We start from the raw sequence: 17,976 nt of genomic DNA on the forward strand, positions 1-17,976 counted from the left end.
ATAATGAACAATAGAGCTGCTCAATAAAGCATGTATCTTCTACTTTTGGATAGAAATTTTAGTATTGTTAAAAAATGAAAAAAGAGTATTTAATTAGGCAGGCATTAGTTCTTGTATTTTTTATTGTGGTAGGAAGAGGTTTTTCTCAAACGAACCAAGGAGGAAAGTTAAATGAAAATGAAAAACCCAACATTGTTTTTATTTATGTTGATGATTTAGGTTACGGTGATTTAAGTTGTTTTGGACAAAAGACGCTGAAAACTCCAAACATTGATAAGCTTGCCTCCAAGGGAATGATTTTTACTCAGCATTATGCCGGTTCTTCGGTTTGTGCACCATCAAGAGCCGCAATGCTTACCGGAAAACATACAGGACATACCTCAGTTAGAGGAAATAGTCCAGAGGGGCAATTACTCGAAACTAATGAAACCACAGTGGCGGATGTATTAAAAAGTAAAGGTTATGTAACAGGAGTGGTAGGAAAATGGGGCGTTGGTAATGATCCATTACCAGATGATCCTGCAAGAAATGGTTTTGACCATGCTTATGGCTATGTAAATATGTGGCATGCACATAATTTTTTTCCTGAGTTTTTGTATCGAAATGGGAAAAAAGAAGTTCAAGCCGGAAATAAAACCGATTGGTCATACGCCTATGAGAAAGGAATGAAAGAAGGGGCAGGAGTGGCTAAAATTAAAGAAACCTATGCAATTGATAAGTTGAGAGCAGATGCATTACAATTTATTGAAGATAATAAAAAGAAACCCTTCTTCCTTTATTACTGTTTGAATATACCACATACAAATAACGAAGCGGGCTATTTTACAGGAGACGGAATGGAAGTTCCTAATTATGGTGAGTTTGCCAATAAAGAATGGCCAAATCCAGAAAAAGGTTTTGCAACTACTATTTCAATTATAGATAGCTGTGTCGCAGAAATAGATGAAAAACTTGCAAAGTTGGGTATTGCCGATAACACGATTGTTGTTTTTGTTAGCGATAATGGGCCACATAATGAAGGAGGACATACGTCTAAGTTTTTCGATAGTAATGGTATTTATCGAGGTGATAAACGAGATTTGTACGAAGGAGGAATTAGAGTACCATTAATTGTGAAATGGCCAGCAAAAATTAAACCAGCTTCAGTGTCAAATACTCCAGTAGCGACTTGGGATTTTTTGTCAACATTTGCTGATGCTGTAGGAGCTAAAGCCCCTAAAAATGTTGATGGGATATCTTTCTTACCCACTTTAGTAGGTAAGGATAGCCAACAAAAGGCGCATAAATATTTGTACTGGGAATTTTATGAATTAGGCGGTAGGCAAGCGATTAGAGTGGGTGATTGGAAATACATTAAGTTTAATGTAAGAGATAAATCTAAAGCCATTGTTGAAGAACTTTATAATATTGTGGAAGATCCCTCTGAAACTAAAAATGTTTTTTCTGCCAATCCTAAAAAGGCAAAAGAGTTGAGTAATTTGATGAAAACTGCCCATACGGAACATCATTTGATTTCATTATTTACTCCCGATGAAAAAGAAGTTGAAACTAGATTTAAATAAGAAAATTGAAAATAATTGAATTATGAAGTATATTAAAAGAATAGTTTTGGCTTTGATTTTTGGAATTTCAGCATTTTCGCAGGTTCAGGACAAAAATAAAAGTGTTGAAAGCAAAAGCGAAGTTGCTAAGAATAAATCAAATTTGGCTGTAACCCCACCTATGGGTTGGAATAGTTTTGATGCCTATGATTGTAGAATAAATGAAAAAGAATTTAAGGCTACGGTTGATTATATGGCTGAAAACCTTTTGCAATACGGATGGAATTATGCTGTAATTGATTATATCTGGTGGAATCCAGAACCAGGAAATTGGAATACACCAAAACGAAAGGGACATCCGGACATCCAGTTTAATGCTGACGGGAGTCTTAAATTCCCTAAAGATGTTACTATGGATCAATACGGAAGACTGCTGCCCTCGGTAGAGCGTTTTCCTTCTGCAGCCAATGGAAAAGGATTCAAGCCAATTGCCGATTATGTTCACGGAAAAGGAATGAAATTTGGAATACACATTATGCGTGGGATCCATAGAGCAGCAGCTTTCAATGGTACGCCAATAATGGGAAGTAAAGCAACTGCAAAAGATATTGCCGAACCATTCGATACCTGTAATTGGTGTAACAACATGTTTGGTGTTGACGCATCCAAAGCTGGGGCACAAGAATATTACAATTCAATTTTCAATTTATATGCCCAATGGGGAGTAGATTTTATTAAAGCGGATGACACCATGTTTCCTCCTTATCATAAAGAGGAAATCGAAATGATGCACAAAGCTATTGCCCAATGTGGTAGACCGATGGTCCTAAGTTTGTCGTGTGGTGAAGCACCCGTTTCTAGAGCCTCACATTTAATAGAAAATGCCAATATGTGGAGAATTTCTGGTGATTTTTGGGATAATTGGGAATCATTAGAGCATAACTTCGATTTATTAAATGCCTGGTCTCCTTTTATTGGTGAGGGACATTGGCCGGATGGCGATATGTTACCAATAGGGCGTTTGTCACTAGATGACCGTCCTCATGGGAAAGAAAGAATGTCAAATTTTACAGTGCCTGAGCATTATACGTTAATGAGTTTATGGTCTATGGCAAAATCTCCTTTAATAATGGGTGGCGATTTATTGACAACAGCAGAAAGTACTATGAAATTTTTGAAAAATAGTGAAATTCTTTATGTTAATCAACATTCTACAGATAATAGACAAGTCATAAAAAATGATGGACAAGCGGTGTGGATAGCAACTGACCCAAAAAACGGAGATCGATTTATAGCGTTGTTTAATTTATCAGAAAAAGAAAAGGAAGTTAAATTTACTTTAGAAAATGAAGGTATTCGAGGGGATTATAGTGTCCGTGATTTATGGGAGAAAAAAGATATAGGAATAATAAATACACAAATTAGAGCTAAGATTGATAGTCACGGAGCGAAAGTATTTAGATTAACTAAAGTAGTTAAATAGGAGGTTTTGGTTAGTTTGGTTTTTGAAGACTCGTTATGCGGTACTTTACATAACGGGTTTTTGAAAACCTATATTTTATTTAATTTAAATTACGAATGCAATGAGGATTTATATTCGAATTTCTTTTTTATTGCTTAGTCTAACAGGTTTTTCACAATTAAAAACATTAGCAGACATTCGAGTTAGGGATCCTTTTATTTACACAGATAGTATTTCTAAAACCTATTATTTATATGCACAAACGGGGAATCGTTTACTTGATAACGATACCATAAAAGGTGTTGAAGTGTATAAAAGTACTAATTTGAAGGATTGGTCAGGACCTGATACTGTTTTTTCAGCTCCGAGCGACCATTGGGGCAAAAGAATGGTTTGGGCACCTGAAATGCATTATTATAAAGGTAAATATTTTTTATTTGTAACCTTTACGGGTGATGAAATGGCTTTAAAACCGAAGGAACAGCCAGAGCAATATCGTAGAGGAACTCAAATATTAGTGGCAGACAAACCGACAGGTCCATTTAAAGCTTTTACCAATAAACCTACGACTCCAAAAGAATGGATGAGTTTAGATGGTACGTTATGGGTTGAAAATCATGTGCCTTATATGGTTTTTTGTCACGAATGGGCACAGATTGGAGATGGTACGATGGAATTGATTCAATTAAAAGACGATTTATCCGGCACTGTTGGAGTTCCGCGAACCTTGTTCAAGGCTACAGAGGCTAAATGGGTAAGAAGTTTGTCTACTACTGGCTTCAAATATCATGGTTATGTTACCGATGGTTGTTTTCTTTATAAAACAAAAACTGGAAAGTTGTTGATGATTTGGTCAAGTTTTGGAGATAAAGGATACGGTTTGGGACAATTAATTTCAGAGTCTGGGTCTATAAAAGGCCCTTGGAAGCAAATTGATAAAATGATTTTTGAAGAAGGCGGAGGACATGGGATGATATTCAAAACATTTGAAGGGAAATCAATGCTTTGTTTGCATCAGCCCAATAAGGGAGACAAAGAAAGAACCCAAATTTATGAATTGATAGATAGTGGTGATTATCTAGATATTTTGAAATAATAATTATAAAGAATTGGAGGAATTGAATCACTTTTTTTATCCAAAAAAAACAATTTCTTTCAAAATTGAAAGCAGTAGTTAAAGTAATTTTTTTAAAACAATAAACAAATGAGTAAGAATCTTGTCTTCGCTGATTATGCGGTATTTATTATCTATTTTATAATTGTATCCGTTTATGGATATGTTATCTATCGTAAACGTGAAAAAAACGAACACGATGCTAAAGCGTATTTTTTAGCGGAAGGAACCTTAACTTGGTGGGCCATCGGAGCTTCTTTAATTGCTTCTAATATCTCTGCGGAGCAATTTATTGGGATGAGTGGCGAAGGATTCTTTTTAGGAATAGCTGTTGCCGCCTACGAGTGGATTGCTGCTATATCATTGATTATAATAGCTATTTGGTTCATTCCAGTGTATTTGAAAAATAAGATTTATACCATGCCGCAGTTTTTAAAAACGAGATATAACGAATCGACTGCTTTGATTATGGCTGTGTTTTGGTTGTTTTTGTATGTTTTTGTAAATTTGACATCTATTTTATATTTAGGAGCAGTGGCCATAAACGGATTAGCCGGAGGAGAATACCTTCATACCATTATGATTGGTCTTGCTGTTTTTGCCTTGTTAATTTCACTAGGTGGAATGAAAGTGGTGGCGTATACGGATGTAATTCAGGTGGCTGTTTTAATAATTGGTGGGTTAGTGACTACTTATATAGCTTTAACAACCGTTGGACAATTTTTTGGAGTAGGTCAAGATGCAATTGCCGGATTTAACGTCTTAATGGAAAAAGCACCAGAACATTTCAAAATGATTATTCCAAGACCTACTGAAACGTCTTCTCAATTAGAAATAAATAAATACCTTACTTTTCCAGGAATGATGTCTTATTTGGCTGGGATTTGGATCATTAATCTGAATTATTGGGGGTGCAATCAATACATTACTCAAAGGGCTTTAGGAGCCGATTTGCAAACAGCACGAACAGGTATTTTGTTTGCAGGATTCTTAAAATTATTAATGCCAGTTATCGTAATGTTGCCTGGAATTGCAGCTTTTGTTTTATACGAAAATGGGCATTTACCTCAATTGGTTGGTGGAAAAGACGGAGCTTATTCAGCAGTATTGACTTTCTTGCCAACAGGTTTAAAGGGGTTGTCGGTTGCTGCATTGACAGCCGCAATTGTAGCTTCATTGGCTGGTAAAGTAAATAGTATTTCTACTATTTATACCTTGGACGTTCATAAAAAATACATTCAAAAAAATGCTTCAGACCGAAGTCAGGTTAATATTGGAAGATATGCTGTTTTTGCCGCGATGCTCCTGGCAGTTATGTTTACTTGGAATGATGTTCTTGGAATAGGTGGAGTTGGAGGATTTACGTATATCCAAAAATATACTGGTTTTATTAGTCCTGGGGTATTTGCTATGTTTATTTTGGGGATGTTCTGGAAAAGAACTACAGGAACTGCTGCTATCGTTGGTGTAATTGCCGGTTTTGTATTATCCGTTTTATTCAATGAATTTGCCCCAGCTTTATTTGGAAATGAAACCTTGTTATATACAGCTTGGCCTAATGGCAAAGGCGGTTTCGAAATACCATTTCATATTTGTATGGGATTGTCATTTATGTTTACGATGATATTGATGATTGCCGTGAGTTTCGCTGGACCAAAAATTAACCCAAAAGCATTCGATTTAGATACTGAAATGTTCAAGATAAAGCCTCAAACTACAGTGATGATTGTAATCACATTGTTAATAATATTTGCTTTGTACGCCAAATTTTGGTAAAGATTCTGTCTGATTTTAAGTAGTATTTAATTTTTTGTTTTAGTAGTAAAAGAGTCTGTCGTTTTAAAAAAGCAGACTCTTTTTTTTGTTATTTTTTAAAGCTAAAATTTGAAGGCGACCTCTAACAATAAAATAGTCTTAATCTATTGTATGCGCTATTAGTTTTCAATTCTTCTACTTCTTTGGTTAGTCCAATACGAGAAATAAAATTTGAAAGTCGTTGCGATAATTTCATCAAGTAAGTCTAGTATTGACTAGATGGAGCTATTGCTATTAGTAATTCCACAATCTCTTGAAGAACCTGGGTCGGTGTTATAAAGACTCGAATTAATTGGTTATGCGTCAATAGCAATAATTATTATTCAAATGGCGTTAGAGTATCTTAGCCTTTTTCTTGGATAACATAAACAGCATCTTTCCCCTGCAACGCCTCTCGCAAAACCTGTTGCAACAACATTTCGTTATAGGCTTGACTTTCCTTGATGCTTTGCTCTAAACTATCACAAAACGACATTAACTCTCCTAACTTGTTTACGATTTGTTCTTGTTCGTGAAGTGGTGGAAGGGGAAAGTCAATTTCATTTAGTATTTTAAGGCTTAAAAATGGTTGTAGTCCTCCTTTTGTCAGATTTATATAAAACTCATCTTTTCTTAGAATGAAATAATAGAACAGGTATTTATTGTAAATCAAATCTTGATTGAACTTTAATATTGCAGTGTTTTTAAAACTAAATTCAAAATCAACATCAATTATTGAAGGTGTTCCACATCCAGCACCAATATTTACTACCAATATTTCCCCTTTTTTTGGAGTAGTCTTATTATACAATTCTCTATGGAATTTTTCTTCAACATAATTACAATTATCCCAATCAATTTTGTCTGATTTAACTTGAGTTGCTGCTATATATGGAAATCCGGAACTTACTTTAGGAGGGGTATTATGAAAACCATCCGTAACTTTATTACAAATCTCTCCCAATCTACACCAAGCCCAATGTTTCGGGATTTCAAACGGAATTTCCTCATCCGTAATTGGCGGTAATTCTTTTTCTTTTTTCAGTTTTCCTGCCTTGCCGGCAGGCAGGTTCTCGGCAATGAGTTTTGCTTTTTCGGCTTTTATTTTTGCAAGGAGTTGTTGTCCATCCTCTCCCCCCGCCCTCTCCAAAGGAGAGGGAGCTAACAACTTTCCTTGCATCGCTTCCCGCAAAAATGCCTGACGCAGTTGCTTGATGAGGTCGAGTTGGTGGGTGAGTTCATTTACAATTTCTTTTGAATTTAGAAACAAACTTTCTACCTCGTTAATCTTATCGAATAATGAATGCAAGTTTTTTGCTTTTTCAATATTCTTAAAAGAGGTTACAAACTCATTTTGTTCTTTTGAACTTATTTTAGGAATTCGAAGCGTTTTTAATTTTTCAGCATTTACATTTGGCATAGATGAACCCGATTTCATTTCCACTATTTGACTCCAAAATGCATAGGAGTTTAAATATAGATTAATAAATTCTAAATTCACTTCTTTTTTGAGTCTTAATCGAATCAAGTAGCTTGCAAAAATCGCATTCTTTGGTGCCGAATTAACTATAAAACTTTTTCCGGTTGTACCTCCAGTTCGAGCCACTAAAATATCATCATCATTTAAAAGGTATTTATCTTCGGCATCACAATCACAAAAAGGAACGGTATTCCAATTAACTTTTCCGCTATTTATATCCGTAATTCTTACTAATTGATGTGTTCCTGAAGGTGATGAAGGTGCATTATATCCATATTGAGTGCTTTCTAAATAGTGATTCAATGAAGTTTCCTCAAATGTTTGGTATAAATGAGAAAATAAAACTGTGTTCTTAATTTGTTTTAAAATTTCTTCTTCTGTATTAATAAAAGAAAGTGGTATATATTTTATTTCAATGCTCATTATTCCCTTTCGTTATTTAATTCCACTTCACTTTTCTTTCTACTTTCAAACAACTCGTATATTTCGTGCAGTTTATCTTGCAGCAGTTTTTTATTGGGTAGCGCAATGGTATATTCGGTTATCCTGGTGGGCGATAGGTTTCGGCTCAAAGCATATTCTACTACCTCATCGTCTTTGCCTTTGCATAGCAAAATGCCAATACTTGGGTTTTCGTGTGGTTTTTTTACATCGCGATCCAAGGCCTCGAGGTAAAAATTGAGTTTGCCCAAATGCTCAGGTTCAAAATCGGTTGTTTTAAGTTCAAACGCTACCAAACATTGTAGGTTGCGGTGGTAAAATAAAAGATCGGTTCGGTAGTCTTTGTTGCCTACTTGCAAACGGTATTCTTCGCCCACGAACAAAAAATCTTTGCCCAATTCGAGCAAAAAATGTTTCATTTGCTCGATGAGTTGTTGCTGTAAATCTTTCTCGGAATGGTCTTCGGATAAATTCAAAAATTCTAGTACATAGCTATCCTTGAAGATGTTTTCAAATTCGTTTGGCAAAACTCTCGGCACTGCCGAGAGTTTTTGATTACTCAACATAGTACGTTCAAAATAGGAGCTGTTGACTTGACGTTCCAGCTCTCTTGTTGTGTAATTTTCTTTTTTACAAAGGCGCAAATAAAATTCTCTTTCCTCTGCTGTTTTGGTTTTGCTAAAAACTATAACATTATTCGTCCAACTCAATTCTCTCAGCAGTGGTGAGAGTTTTGGAAAATGGCAATAGGCTTCGTAAAACTGCTTCATTCGCCACAAGTTTTTATCCGAAAATCCTTTTAAATCTGGTTCTTGCGATTGGATAACTTGTGCTAGTTGTTGTACAGTGGCTTTGCCCCAACCTTCGCTTTGGGTTCGGGTGGTTATGTATTTTCCTATTTCCCAATACAAATTAATAAGCTCCGTATTTACAGCCTTAAACGCATTGTATCTCGCCTTTTTTATTAACGATATTACCTCCGAGAATTGTGGTGCTACACTCATTTCACCGCTTTTTTTAATTGGTTCAACAAAGCGTTGCTTTTATCAAAAGAAGTATGCAACAAATCCATCAATTCCAAACTATTGTATTCGTGGGTTTCTTCCTGTTTGGTTGGGTTTTTTATGTCCAAGTCGTAATTACGGTCAATGATGGTTTTGATATCCACCTTCCAGGCAATCTCACTTTCCTTGCGGTCATTCCACCAGGTTTTAATTGGGTTGAATTCCTTGGCTTGAATGGGTTTGGTTTTGTTGTAGGCTTTTTGTCCTTCGGGTAATTTGTGTTCGTAATACCAAACTTCTTTAGTAGGTGTGCCTTTGGTAAAAAACAATAAATTGGTGGCTACCGTGGCATAGGGTTGGAACACAGAGTTGGGCAAACGAATAATGGTATGCAGGTTGCAATCTTCCAACAGTTTTTGTCGTACTCTTTGTTTTACACCGTCGCCTGTCAAGGAACCATCAGGTAACACAATTCCGGCACGACCGCCTTGTTTCAATAAGTGTATCATTAAAATCAGGAACAAATCGGCACTTTCTTTGGTTCTAAAGTTTTGCGGGAAGTTGGTTTCGTTATTGTTCGCCACAATACCGCCAAAAGGAGGGTTGGCCAAGATAGCGTTTACGCGGTTTTTCTCGGTAAAACTGCTTAAGGGTTTGTCCAAAGCATCACCAAAACGAATGTTGGGCACTTCCATATCGTGGAGAATCAGGTTGGTTGTCGCCAGCAAATAGGGTAGTGGTTTGTATTCCCAACCTTCAATGTTTTCGGCTATGCTTTGGCGATCTTCGACGCTGTTGGCTTGTTTTTTCAAATGCTCGATGGCGCAGGTTAGATAACCACCCGTTCCGCAAGCAGGGTCTAATATTTTTTCACCCAATTGTGGGTTGATCATTTCGGTAATAAAGGAAGTGATGGCACGAGGAGTATAGAACTCGCCACTTTTACCCGCACTTTGTAATCCTTTGAGGATGCTTTCGTATAGTTCCCCAAAAGCGTGACGGTCTTTGGCAATGTTAAAGTCCATTTCGTTGAGCTTGTTCAACACCTTGCGGATGTTAATGCCGCTTTTCATATAGTTGTTGTTGCCTTCGAAGACTTCGCGGACAATCAATGCTCGTCGGTTTCCTGTACTAACATCAATATTTCGCAAGGCAGGAAACAATTGGCGGTCTACAAATTCCAATAGTTCGTCGCCTGTCATTCCTTCGTCATCGCCCGCCCAATTGCCTTTTTCTTTCACCCAATGGAATAGGTCGGGAATTGGAGAGGTATAATTGTCGTTGAGCAGTTCGAGTTCTTTGTCTTTGTCCGAGAATATTTTTAGAAAGAGCATCCAACCGAGTTGCTCGATGCGTTGGGCATCACCGTTGAGTCCGGTGTCTTGCCACATTATGTTTTGAATTGATTTTAAGATGGAGGATATGTTGGACATTATTATGTTGTTAAAAGTCAAAATTTAAAAAATGTTGAAATGATTTATTGGCAATCATTTCTTCTTGAGGATAAATGAAATCTTTATTAATTGGAAATCTTTTTCCTTTGGTTAATTTAAGTTTAATGTATTCATATAATGATTTATGGATATTTAAACATATAATTTTGGGTAAGTAATAAGGACTGCCTTCAACTTTAGTCTTATCTCCTTTAAAAAAAAATTCTAAAGGTTTATTTTCACTTGAATTAAAAACAAAAAGTCCTTTTTGATTAATAATATTTAGATTTTGCTGGTTCCAAACCAAATTGAATGAGGGTCTATTACGCAAACTAAATGCAAATCCATTCCTTTTATAACCTGGAATTTGAGCAATTTTTATTTGGTGTAAAGTATTATAGTTAAAATTTTGTAAATTTTCGATAACATTATCAGAATTAACTTTTGGATGTTTATCTAATATTTTATCAATTTGATCTAAGCCTGATTGAACATATACAAGATAGTTTGTAAGTTCTTGCCATTTAGTATTTATAATATAAATTGAGCAATAATTATCAATGTCATTATCCGAGTCAGCAGATTTTAGGCCATCTGTTGCAAAAAACAGAGCATTTTCAAAACTATAGGTCCAATCTAACAATGGGGTAGGAGCACCATAGTGTTGAAGGAAACTAAGTATCGAAATGTCAAATGGAGGTTGACCGAAAGCATTAAAAAACTTTTCTAATAACCCATTTTGCCAATTCTTTGCATTATTTATTTCTATTTCAATAAATTCATCATATGTTCTTCCCAATTTATGAAGTTCTATGTTTAACCATTTCCTTTGTGATGAGTTATATAATTTATACTTTGAGTCTGGACAGCCTCTAAAAACTAGACCATATTTTGATTGTTCTTTTTTATATTTTTCAATATAAATGTCTAATTGCTCTTTTGAATCAATATTTATTTGTTCAAATGCTTCATCTTTATCTTTTAGAGTATTGTAAGTTTCTAATTTTGCCATTATGCTTTTCGATATAATTCGTTCTCCAGTTCTCTAACTGCCTCTAAATAATGTTGTTTGTCACCAAAGTGTTGGATAATTTCAATAGGTGAACCAAAATCATCAAAGGGTTTTACGCGCAATACATCAATGTTTTCGATGTTTTCTACTCCTTCATCTGCATATTTGTCTAATAAGGTTTCCAATACTTTACGGGCCTGTTCTCCATATTTCGTGAAGTAGTTTCGTTTTTTGACGTTGTTGGCACGTTCCTGTCGGGTTAGTGGCGGCTGATCATAAGCCACGTGGCAAATCAGGTCAAATAAATCTACTTGTTTATCTACTGCATCATATAAAGCTTCGACCATTATGCCCTGTTGCTGCAATTCTTTGATAATGGCTTCTTTTTTGTCGGCCTGATTCCAGGTCAAAAGGAAGTCTTCCAAGGAAGCATATTTACCTTGGATAATCTCTTTGGTATGGTCTTTTAAACTGATGGTGATTGGTTTCCCATTAGAATCAAAAAATAATTCACGACTGACCAAAACCGAAACATCGACACCATTGATGTATTGTTTGGGTCTGTATTGGTATTCTGGGCGGGGTTCGCTAATAGGATTTTTAATCTTTGGAGGCACTATAATAATTTCGTCGCCAGATACATCATCAATTATAGTAGTATCGTCTTCTTCTTCCTCGTCGATTATAGTAGTCAAATCGGTTTCTTCCGTAATGGGTTTAACTCGCAACGGTTCACCATCAAAAGCAGGATCCGCAAAATTATCAGTAGCATTTCTGAAATCCAAAATGGTAAAATAGAGTTTGTCGTATTCTTCGTTGATACGAGTGCCGCGACCTACAATTTGCTTGAATTTGGTCATCGAATTGATGTTGGCATCCAATACAATTACCTTGCAGGTTTGTGCATCGACACCGGTAGTCATCAATTCTGAAGTAGTGGCAATAACCGGGTATTTTTCTTCAGGATTAATGAAATTGTCCAATTCCCGTTTGCCTTCTTCATTGTCACCCGTGATTTGCATCACGTATTTGTGATTCACAGCAACTAAATCGGCATTGTGTTTGGCAATGGCATTGCGCATTCTTTCGGCGTGGTCAATGTCCACACAAAAAATAATGGTTTTGGCAAAACGGTCTAATCCTTTGAGGTATTCGGTTACTTTTTGGGCAATACTATCGGTACGTTCGTCAATGACCAGTTTCCTGTCGAAATCTTTACGGTTGTAAATGCGGTCTTCTATAGGAACGCCTTCTTTATCAGTTTTGCCCTGTTGAGGTCGGTAGCCTTCTGAATCCACATTTAGCGCTACTCGAATTACTTTATAGGGTGCTAAGAACCCATCATCAATTCCTTGTTTTAGAGAGTAAGTATAGACCGGTTCCCCAAAGTATTCGGTGTTACTGGTTTCTTTGGTTTCTCTGGGTGTAGCGGTTAAACCAATGTGAGTGGCCTTGCTGAAATAAGTTAAAATTTCCCTCCAGGCACTATCTTCATTGGCGCTGCCTCGATGACACTCATCAATAATAATCAGGTCGAAAAAGTCAGGAGAAAAATCTTTGTAAGCATCTTCAATGCCCGGTTCATTATTGGTTAATCCTTGGTACAGTCCCAAGAAAACCTCAAAGGCTTTATCGGAAGTGTCGATACCTCTTTTTTTGTTGCTCACCAATTCGTCCTTCCCATTTCCGTTTGTGATGACTTTCTTTTTAATGATCGTCATTTTATCCTTGAAGTGCTTGAAATCTCCTTTTCGGGTTTGATCTACAAGAGCGGTTCGGTCGGCAAGAAATAGAATTCTTTTTTTGGTTCTGGCTTTCCACAACCGATAAATGATTTGGAAAGCGGTGTAAGTTTTTCCGGTTCCGGTGGCCATCACCAATATGATTCGGTTTTGGCCATTGGCAATGGCTTCGACAGCGCGGTTCACGGCAATTTGCTGGTAGTATCTTGGTTTGCGTCCCGAACCATCGGAGAAGTATTTTTGCAAGGCTAATTGTTCCCCTTCAGGATTGACAATACCTTTGTATTTTTTGTATTTATCCCATAGCATTGCAGGGGTAGGGAAGTCGTCAATAGACAATTCCGTTTCAATAGAAGCATCGGTTGCTGTTCGGTCGTGAAATAGAAATCCATCGCCATTGCTGCTGAAAACACAAGGAATGTCTAAGGTTACCGCATAGCCCAAGGCTTGTTGAATGCCCGCTCTAATGGAATGTTTGTTGTCTTTAGCTTCAATTACGGCTACGGGATTATCCTGATAGTACAGGATATAATCGGCACGTTTTCGTTCGCCTCTTGCGGTTAATTTGCCTCTGACATAGATTTTGCCGTCTGTAAAAAAAACTTCTTCTAAAATTTGTTTGTGTAGATCCCATCCTGCTTTTTGGAGAGCTGGAGTAATAAATTTTGAACAAATATCTCTTTCCGATAAATCTTTCTTGTTCATTTGGTTTCCTAAAGAATTATTTCTGCTAAGGTATTGAAAATAATTTACTACAGTTTACGAGAAACCGTAAAAGGGCTAATTTTTTACTATTTTTTTTCAACTAGACTTTTACTGCTTTATAACTACACTATTCTCGTTTTCCTTCTGGAGTTGATTTGATAGAGATATTCAATAAAATCGGGGAGTTCTATCAGAGGTAAAAGGCCGACGGGTTCCAAGGGCATAGGATGTAAAAGGATTTGTCGTATGTGTTTGCGGAAGGCTATTTCGCCAATAATTTGTATGACAATCCAATCGATATTGGCTTCGAGGTCCTCGAATTGTTGGAGCTCGTTGTAATCGGGGAGGTACATATCGATTTTGAGTTGCTTGGTTGGGATGTTGTAATCAGCTAAAGCGATTTGTATGTCACTGATTTTGATCCGAAGTGTGGGGATAATGTGGGCTATATACAAAAACAAAAAACCCTAACTAATTGATTTTCAATCGTTAGGGTTTTAATTTAGCGGAGAAAGAGGGTCTAATTTCCTGCTTCTAATGCGTTGTATTTCAGTATTATATAATTGAATTTAAAATTGGGTAACCGAATTTACCCCCTTTTTATCGTTTAGAATTCCATTAATTTGTGAAGTGTAAAAGTACACAATTAACTAGATAAATCATAATTTAAAGGGTAAAGAATACTAAAAAATGAACTAGTTGTTTAACTATGTGTTTTTCTACAATGGTTTAAAATGAGACAGGGTCTTTATCCACATTTTATCCAAAAATCAAGTGAGCTACTTGTTCATATTTTATTCCTGTGTACAAACAGAACTCATCTATCGTTAAGAACTCATTTTCGAGCTTGTTGAGGTCGGTTTTGACCTTTTGCATTAATCTGGTACTTTGGCGGTAACTTTTGCCTGTTATACGCTGTATGTCCTTCGGATAAATGCAAACCCTCTGTTTTTCGTTTTTCATACACTATCTATACCTTTGACTAGGCTTTGACTAGCTTCAAAGTGCTAGGTGACAAGTCAAAAATTTTGACAAAATTAAGATATTCTAAGATACTATTATTTGCTGCAAGTTACACCCCTCTCGGGTGTTTTTTTATGTGCATTTGTGTCGATTTAAGCCATTTGTGTCATTTTTGGACATATGGAACTGTGCTTGCTTTTATTTTCTGTTAAATAGGCTAAAATTTGTTCTCGAAATCAATTGAAAGATGTTGCAACGGATGATGATTGAGGGAGTTTTAAATGATTTAATAATCTAAATTTTAGGAATTATGGCAAGGCAAAAAGGCATAATTAAGTTGAAAGGTACTATCGGAGATATTACCTTTTACAAAACCCAGGACGGGCATTTGGCCCGCGAAAAAGGGGGCATCGACGCCAGCAGAATCAAAAGTGATCCTGCGTTTCAGAGAACGCGTGAGAACGGTTCTGAATTTGGAAGAGCCGGGACAGCCGGTAAGATTTTGAGAACGGCTTTGAGAGCTTTGCACTTGAATTCTGCTGATGGCAGAATGGTGAGCCGATTGACTCAGCAAATGGTTAAGGTAATCCAAGCTGATGTTATCAGCGTAAGAGGATTGCGAAATGTGATTGATGGTGAGGCGGAATTGCTTACTGGCTTCGAATTCAACATCAGAGGAAAACTGGGCACCAGTTTATTTGCACCTTTTGTGGGCGCAATTGATCGTGTATCTGGAGACATCACTGTTGATTTGGATTCGTTTATTCCGGCGAATATGCTTGCAGCACCAAGTGGAACCACTCACTTTAAAATCATTTCTGCAGGAGCAGAAATTGATTTTGAGAATGAAACTTTCGTAGAAGCTCATTCAGAGAGTGCCATTCTACCTTGGGATGGAACTGCTACAGCAGCCATCAACCAAGTGAACACTGTCACTCCAGCAAGCACAAAACCGTTGTTTTTGGCTTTGGGAATTGAATTTTACCAAGAAGTGAATGGACAAATGTACCCATTGAAAAATGGTGCTTACAACCCATTGGCGTTGGTGAAAGTTGATGGTGGAGTCTAAGATAGTGGTCAGTGATCAGTTTTTAGTGTTCAGTAATGATACTATTTTTAACTAGAACTTATTTCCCTGAAGGATGCAATGGTAAACTCGAATGCGAGGGCAAATTAATCTGCCATACTATTGAATTGCCTTGGAAGAATAACGAAACGAAGGTTTCCTGCATTCCGGAGGGGAAATATTTTATTAAAAAGCGGTACAGCAAGAAGTTTCAATGGCATTTGGAAATAGTAGATGTAAAAAACAGAAGTTTAATTCTGTTTCACCCAGCCAATAATGCCTTAAGAGAATTGAATGGTTGTATTGCTCCCGTAACTAAACTTTCTGGGCCCGGATTGGGTCTGATGTCTCGAACAGCTTTTGTCAAGTTGAAAGATTTGGTTTATCAAGCTTTGGATCACAAAGAAAGTATTGAGTTGATTGTTCAATCTGGATTCCTGACTGTGGAAGGATGACAGTTCCTGCATTCGCGGGAATGACAAAAAAAGAGAAAAGATGAATATTATAAAACGAGTGAAAGCTCCAACGCCTAAATTTTTTAAAGTGCTTCGAAATATTGGATTGGCTTTGGCTGCCATTGGCGGAACGATCCTGGCTGCTCCAGTGGCTTTGCCAGTTGTTTTGACTACTGTTGGTGGTTATTTGGCTGTTGCAGGTGGAGTTGTCTCGGCGGTAAGCCAGCTGACCACAGGGGAAGCGGTTTTGGCGCCAAGCAAAGATGACCAACAGTAACCATACCCTGATGGGGACAGCCGGAGGTACATTTTTGAGTGTTTTGCCGAATTTACATTCGGAAGATGTTATAAAAACGATTCTATTAGCAGCTCTTGGAGCGATTGTCAGTTTTGTAATATCAATGCTACTCAAATACCTCATCAAGAAGCACAAAAAATAGTCTAGTTCTAGTTGTGGTGACCTTTGGATTAGATTTTAAAAATGCCCTTTCCTACTTTGGATTGGGCATTTTTTTTTAGATTTCTTCGAAAATATTTAGGGTTACTTCCTCAATTACCACTTTTGCATTTCTGCCATATAATCCATTGTATTTGGCACAATCCAGGGCTTTAATCCGGCTGTCGAATATTCCGTAAAAGACTCTGGAGATTTTGGTTTTCCAAATGTCGGTTTGGTAAAGGATAAATAGTTTCATAGCTTAAATATATTAGGTTAAAACACAGTTTATTTCTTGCAATAGCGGTACAAAATGGCTTTGCGGATGTCATTTATCAGGAGAATATCCTCTTTGTATTGCTTTTCTTTTTTTTCCAGAAGTTTGAGGGCCTCCACATTCTTTAAATGCTGCTCGTGTTCGACCATCATTAGGCTTGCTTGTGGATTAAATTCCTTTTGGAAGTCTGGAAGTCGTAAAAAGGGAATCACGGAACCGATTAAAAATGGGTGCCAGAATTTTGTCTGCCACAAACTATAGGCAATGAAAAAAATGTTTTCGCAATCTTTTTCTTTCTCAAAAATGACTACGAAACTGTTTGTGAAGGGCTCTTTTTGGGGTTTTCCGCTGTTCATCCCCTTGTTAAGTATGAATAAGTGGGGTTTTGTGTACAGGGTATCTTTTCGGTGGGTTTTGATGATAAAATTGGTCATAGGACTGGATTTAAAAACGGGTTAACTTTCCAATTTTTCGCAGGGTTTCGGCTGAAAGACTCATGTGCCTCGCTGCGCTCGCCACACATAAAATTTTTCAAAAGACAAAAAAAGGAAAAAAAAGAAAGTCGTTTTATTAGTGGAGGTTTCAAGAAAGTCAAGTTTTTTTATAAAAAAATACTACCCGACGCGTCCTTAGAAACGGAGGCGTGAATCTTTAAGCAAAAGTTGTTGTGAAATGATGAGGGTGGAGATTTTTTTATAAAAACCGGAGGCCTGAACTTTACTTTCTTGAAACTGGAGCTTACCTTTACTTTCTTTTTTTTTATTTTTTTTTATTTTTCAATCAACGCCGTAGTGTCCTTAATTAACTAATCCCAAAATGTTCTTTTATAGTCGGATGGTTGTGGAAAGGGTATGGATTTTTAAAACAGAAAACACTAAAACTACCATTCCAATTTTTTTTCTGTATTAAAAATCCATACTCTTTCTTCCCGTTTGATTTTGTGGGTGCAGATCATTGCTTTATTGGAGTCGTATTTTTAAGGAATCAACTTTGTTAGCGATGGTCTGCACTCACAAAAACAATGCAAATACTTCCTATCTTTTACCTATTA

General features: G+C 36.7%; 16 protein-coding genes. 8 read left to right on the forward strand and 8 right to left on the reverse strand.

Going from position 1 to position 17,976, the window contains the following annotated elements; all coding sequences use genetic code 11:
• Positions 1-74: 74 nt before the first annotated feature.
• From E1750_RS17550 to E1750_RS17565, 4 genes are all read left to right on the forward strand, one after another.
• A complete protein-coding gene (locus E1750_RS17550) occupies positions 75-1,562 on the forward strand; it encodes an arylsulfatase (RefSeq protein ID WP_133278016.1) in 1,488 nt (495 codons plus the stop codon).
• A 22-nt stretch (positions 1,563-1,584) separates the two neighbouring features.
• Positions 1,585-3,024: a glycoside hydrolase family 27 protein gene (locus tag E1750_RS17555; protein WP_133278017.1), complete on the forward strand. Its 1,440-nt coding sequence runs from the start codon at positions 1,585-1,587 to the stop codon at positions 3,022-3,024.
• Positions 3,025-3,124: 100 nt separating this feature from the next.
• A complete protein-coding gene (locus tag E1750_RS17560) occupies positions 3,125-4,099 on the forward strand; it encodes a glycoside hydrolase family 43 protein (RefSeq protein WP_133278018.1) in 975 nt (324 codons plus the stop codon).
• A gap of 108 nt (positions 4,100-4,207) precedes the next feature.
• Complete coding sequence (locus E1750_RS17565) at positions 4,208-5,893, forward strand: sodium/sugar symporter (RefSeq protein ID WP_133278019.1); 1,686 nt, start codon at positions 4,208-4,210, stop codon at positions 5,891-5,893.
• Between the two features lie 382 nt (positions 5,894-6,275).
• Here E1750_RS17565 and E1750_RS17570 read toward each other — a convergent pair whose 3' ends face one another.
• The 6 genes from E1750_RS17570 to E1750_RS17595 all read right to left on the reverse strand — a co-directional run bounded on the left by E1750_RS17570 (position 6,276) and on the right by E1750_RS17595 (position 14,189).
• A complete protein-coding gene (locus E1750_RS17570; protein WP_133278020.1) occupies positions 6,276-7,814 on the reverse strand; it encodes a restriction endonuclease subunit S in 1,539 nt (512 codons plus the stop codon).
• On the reverse strand, positions 7,814-8,836 hold the full coding sequence (locus tag E1750_RS17575) for a PDDEXK nuclease domain-containing protein (protein WP_133278021.1): 1,023 nt from the start codon (positions 8,834-8,836) through the stop codon (positions 7,814-7,816). Before E1750_RS17575 ends, E1750_RS17570 begins: the two co-directional genes overlap by 1 nt.
• Positions 8,833-10,269 (reverse strand): class I SAM-dependent DNA methyltransferase, encoded by a 1,437-nt coding sequence (locus E1750_RS17580; RefSeq protein WP_133278022.1) that lies wholly within the window; start codon positions 10,267-10,269, stop codon positions 8,833-8,835. The genes E1750_RS17575 and E1750_RS17580 overlap by 4 nt, the downstream gene beginning before the upstream one ends.
• Before the next feature lie 10 nt (positions 10,270-10,279).
• Positions 10,280-11,281, reverse strand: coding sequence for an FRG domain-containing protein (locus tag E1750_RS17585; RefSeq protein ID WP_133278023.1), 1,002 nt, complete (start codon positions 11,279-11,281; stop codon positions 10,280-10,282).
• Positions 11,281-13,728, reverse strand: coding sequence for an EcoAI/FtnUII family type I restriction enzme subunit R (gene hsdR / locus E1750_RS17590; RefSeq protein ID WP_133278024.1), 2,448 nt, complete (start codon positions 13,726-13,728; stop codon positions 11,281-11,283). Before hsdR ends, E1750_RS17585 begins: the two co-directional genes overlap by 1 nt.
• 122 nt (positions 13,729-13,850) lie before the next feature.
• Positions 13,851-14,189, reverse strand: a complete 339-nt coding sequence (locus tag E1750_RS17595; RefSeq protein ID WP_133278025.1) for a hypothetical protein — start codon at positions 14,187-14,189, stop codon at positions 13,851-13,853.
• Between the two features lie 812 nt (positions 14,190-15,001).
• Between E1750_RS17595 and E1750_RS17605 the strand changes: the two genes are divergently transcribed.
• From E1750_RS17605 to E1750_RS17620, 4 genes are read left to right on the forward strand one after another with little or no spacing between them, the layout of a single operon-like run.
• Entirely contained in the window at positions 15,002-15,760 is a 759-nt protein-coding gene (locus tag E1750_RS17605; RefSeq protein ID WP_133278026.1) for a hypothetical protein, read from the forward strand.
• A 35-nt stretch (positions 15,761-15,795) separates the two neighbouring features.
• Positions 15,796-16,212, forward strand: coding sequence for a DUF5675 family protein (locus E1750_RS17610; RefSeq protein ID WP_133278027.1), 417 nt, complete (start codon positions 15,796-15,798; stop codon positions 16,210-16,212).
• Between the two features lie 40 nt (positions 16,213-16,252).
• Positions 16,253-16,489, forward strand: coding sequence for a hypothetical protein (locus E1750_RS17615; protein ID WP_133278028.1), 237 nt, complete (start codon positions 16,253-16,255; stop codon positions 16,487-16,489).
• The gene (locus E1750_RS17620) at positions 16,476-16,652 is read left to right on the forward strand and encodes a hypothetical protein (protein WP_133278029.1); all 177 of its coding nucleotides are present in this window, start codon (positions 16,476-16,478) and stop codon (positions 16,650-16,652) included. Before E1750_RS17615 ends, E1750_RS17620 begins: the two co-directional genes overlap by 14 nt.
• Before the next feature lie 75 nt (positions 16,653-16,727).
• On the opposite strand, the gene E1750_RS17625 is transcribed toward E1750_RS17620, so the two are convergent.
• Both E1750_RS17625 and E1750_RS17630 read right to left on the reverse strand, forming a co-directional pair.
• Positions 16,728-16,907, reverse strand: a complete 180-nt coding sequence (locus E1750_RS17625; protein WP_133278030.1) for a hypothetical protein — start codon at positions 16,905-16,907, stop codon at positions 16,728-16,730.
• A 29-nt stretch (positions 16,908-16,936) separates the two neighbouring features.
• Positions 16,937-17,359, reverse strand: a complete 423-nt coding sequence (locus E1750_RS17630; RefSeq protein WP_133278031.1) for a DUF6943 family protein — start codon at positions 17,357-17,359, stop codon at positions 16,937-16,939.
• Between the last annotated feature and the right edge of the window lie 617 nt (positions 17,360-17,976).

Origin of the sequence: Flavobacterium nackdongense (assembly GCF_004355225.1) — a bacterium.
GTDB lineage: Bacteria > Bacteroidota > Bacteroidia > Flavobacteriales > Flavobacteriaceae > Flavobacterium > Flavobacterium nackdongense.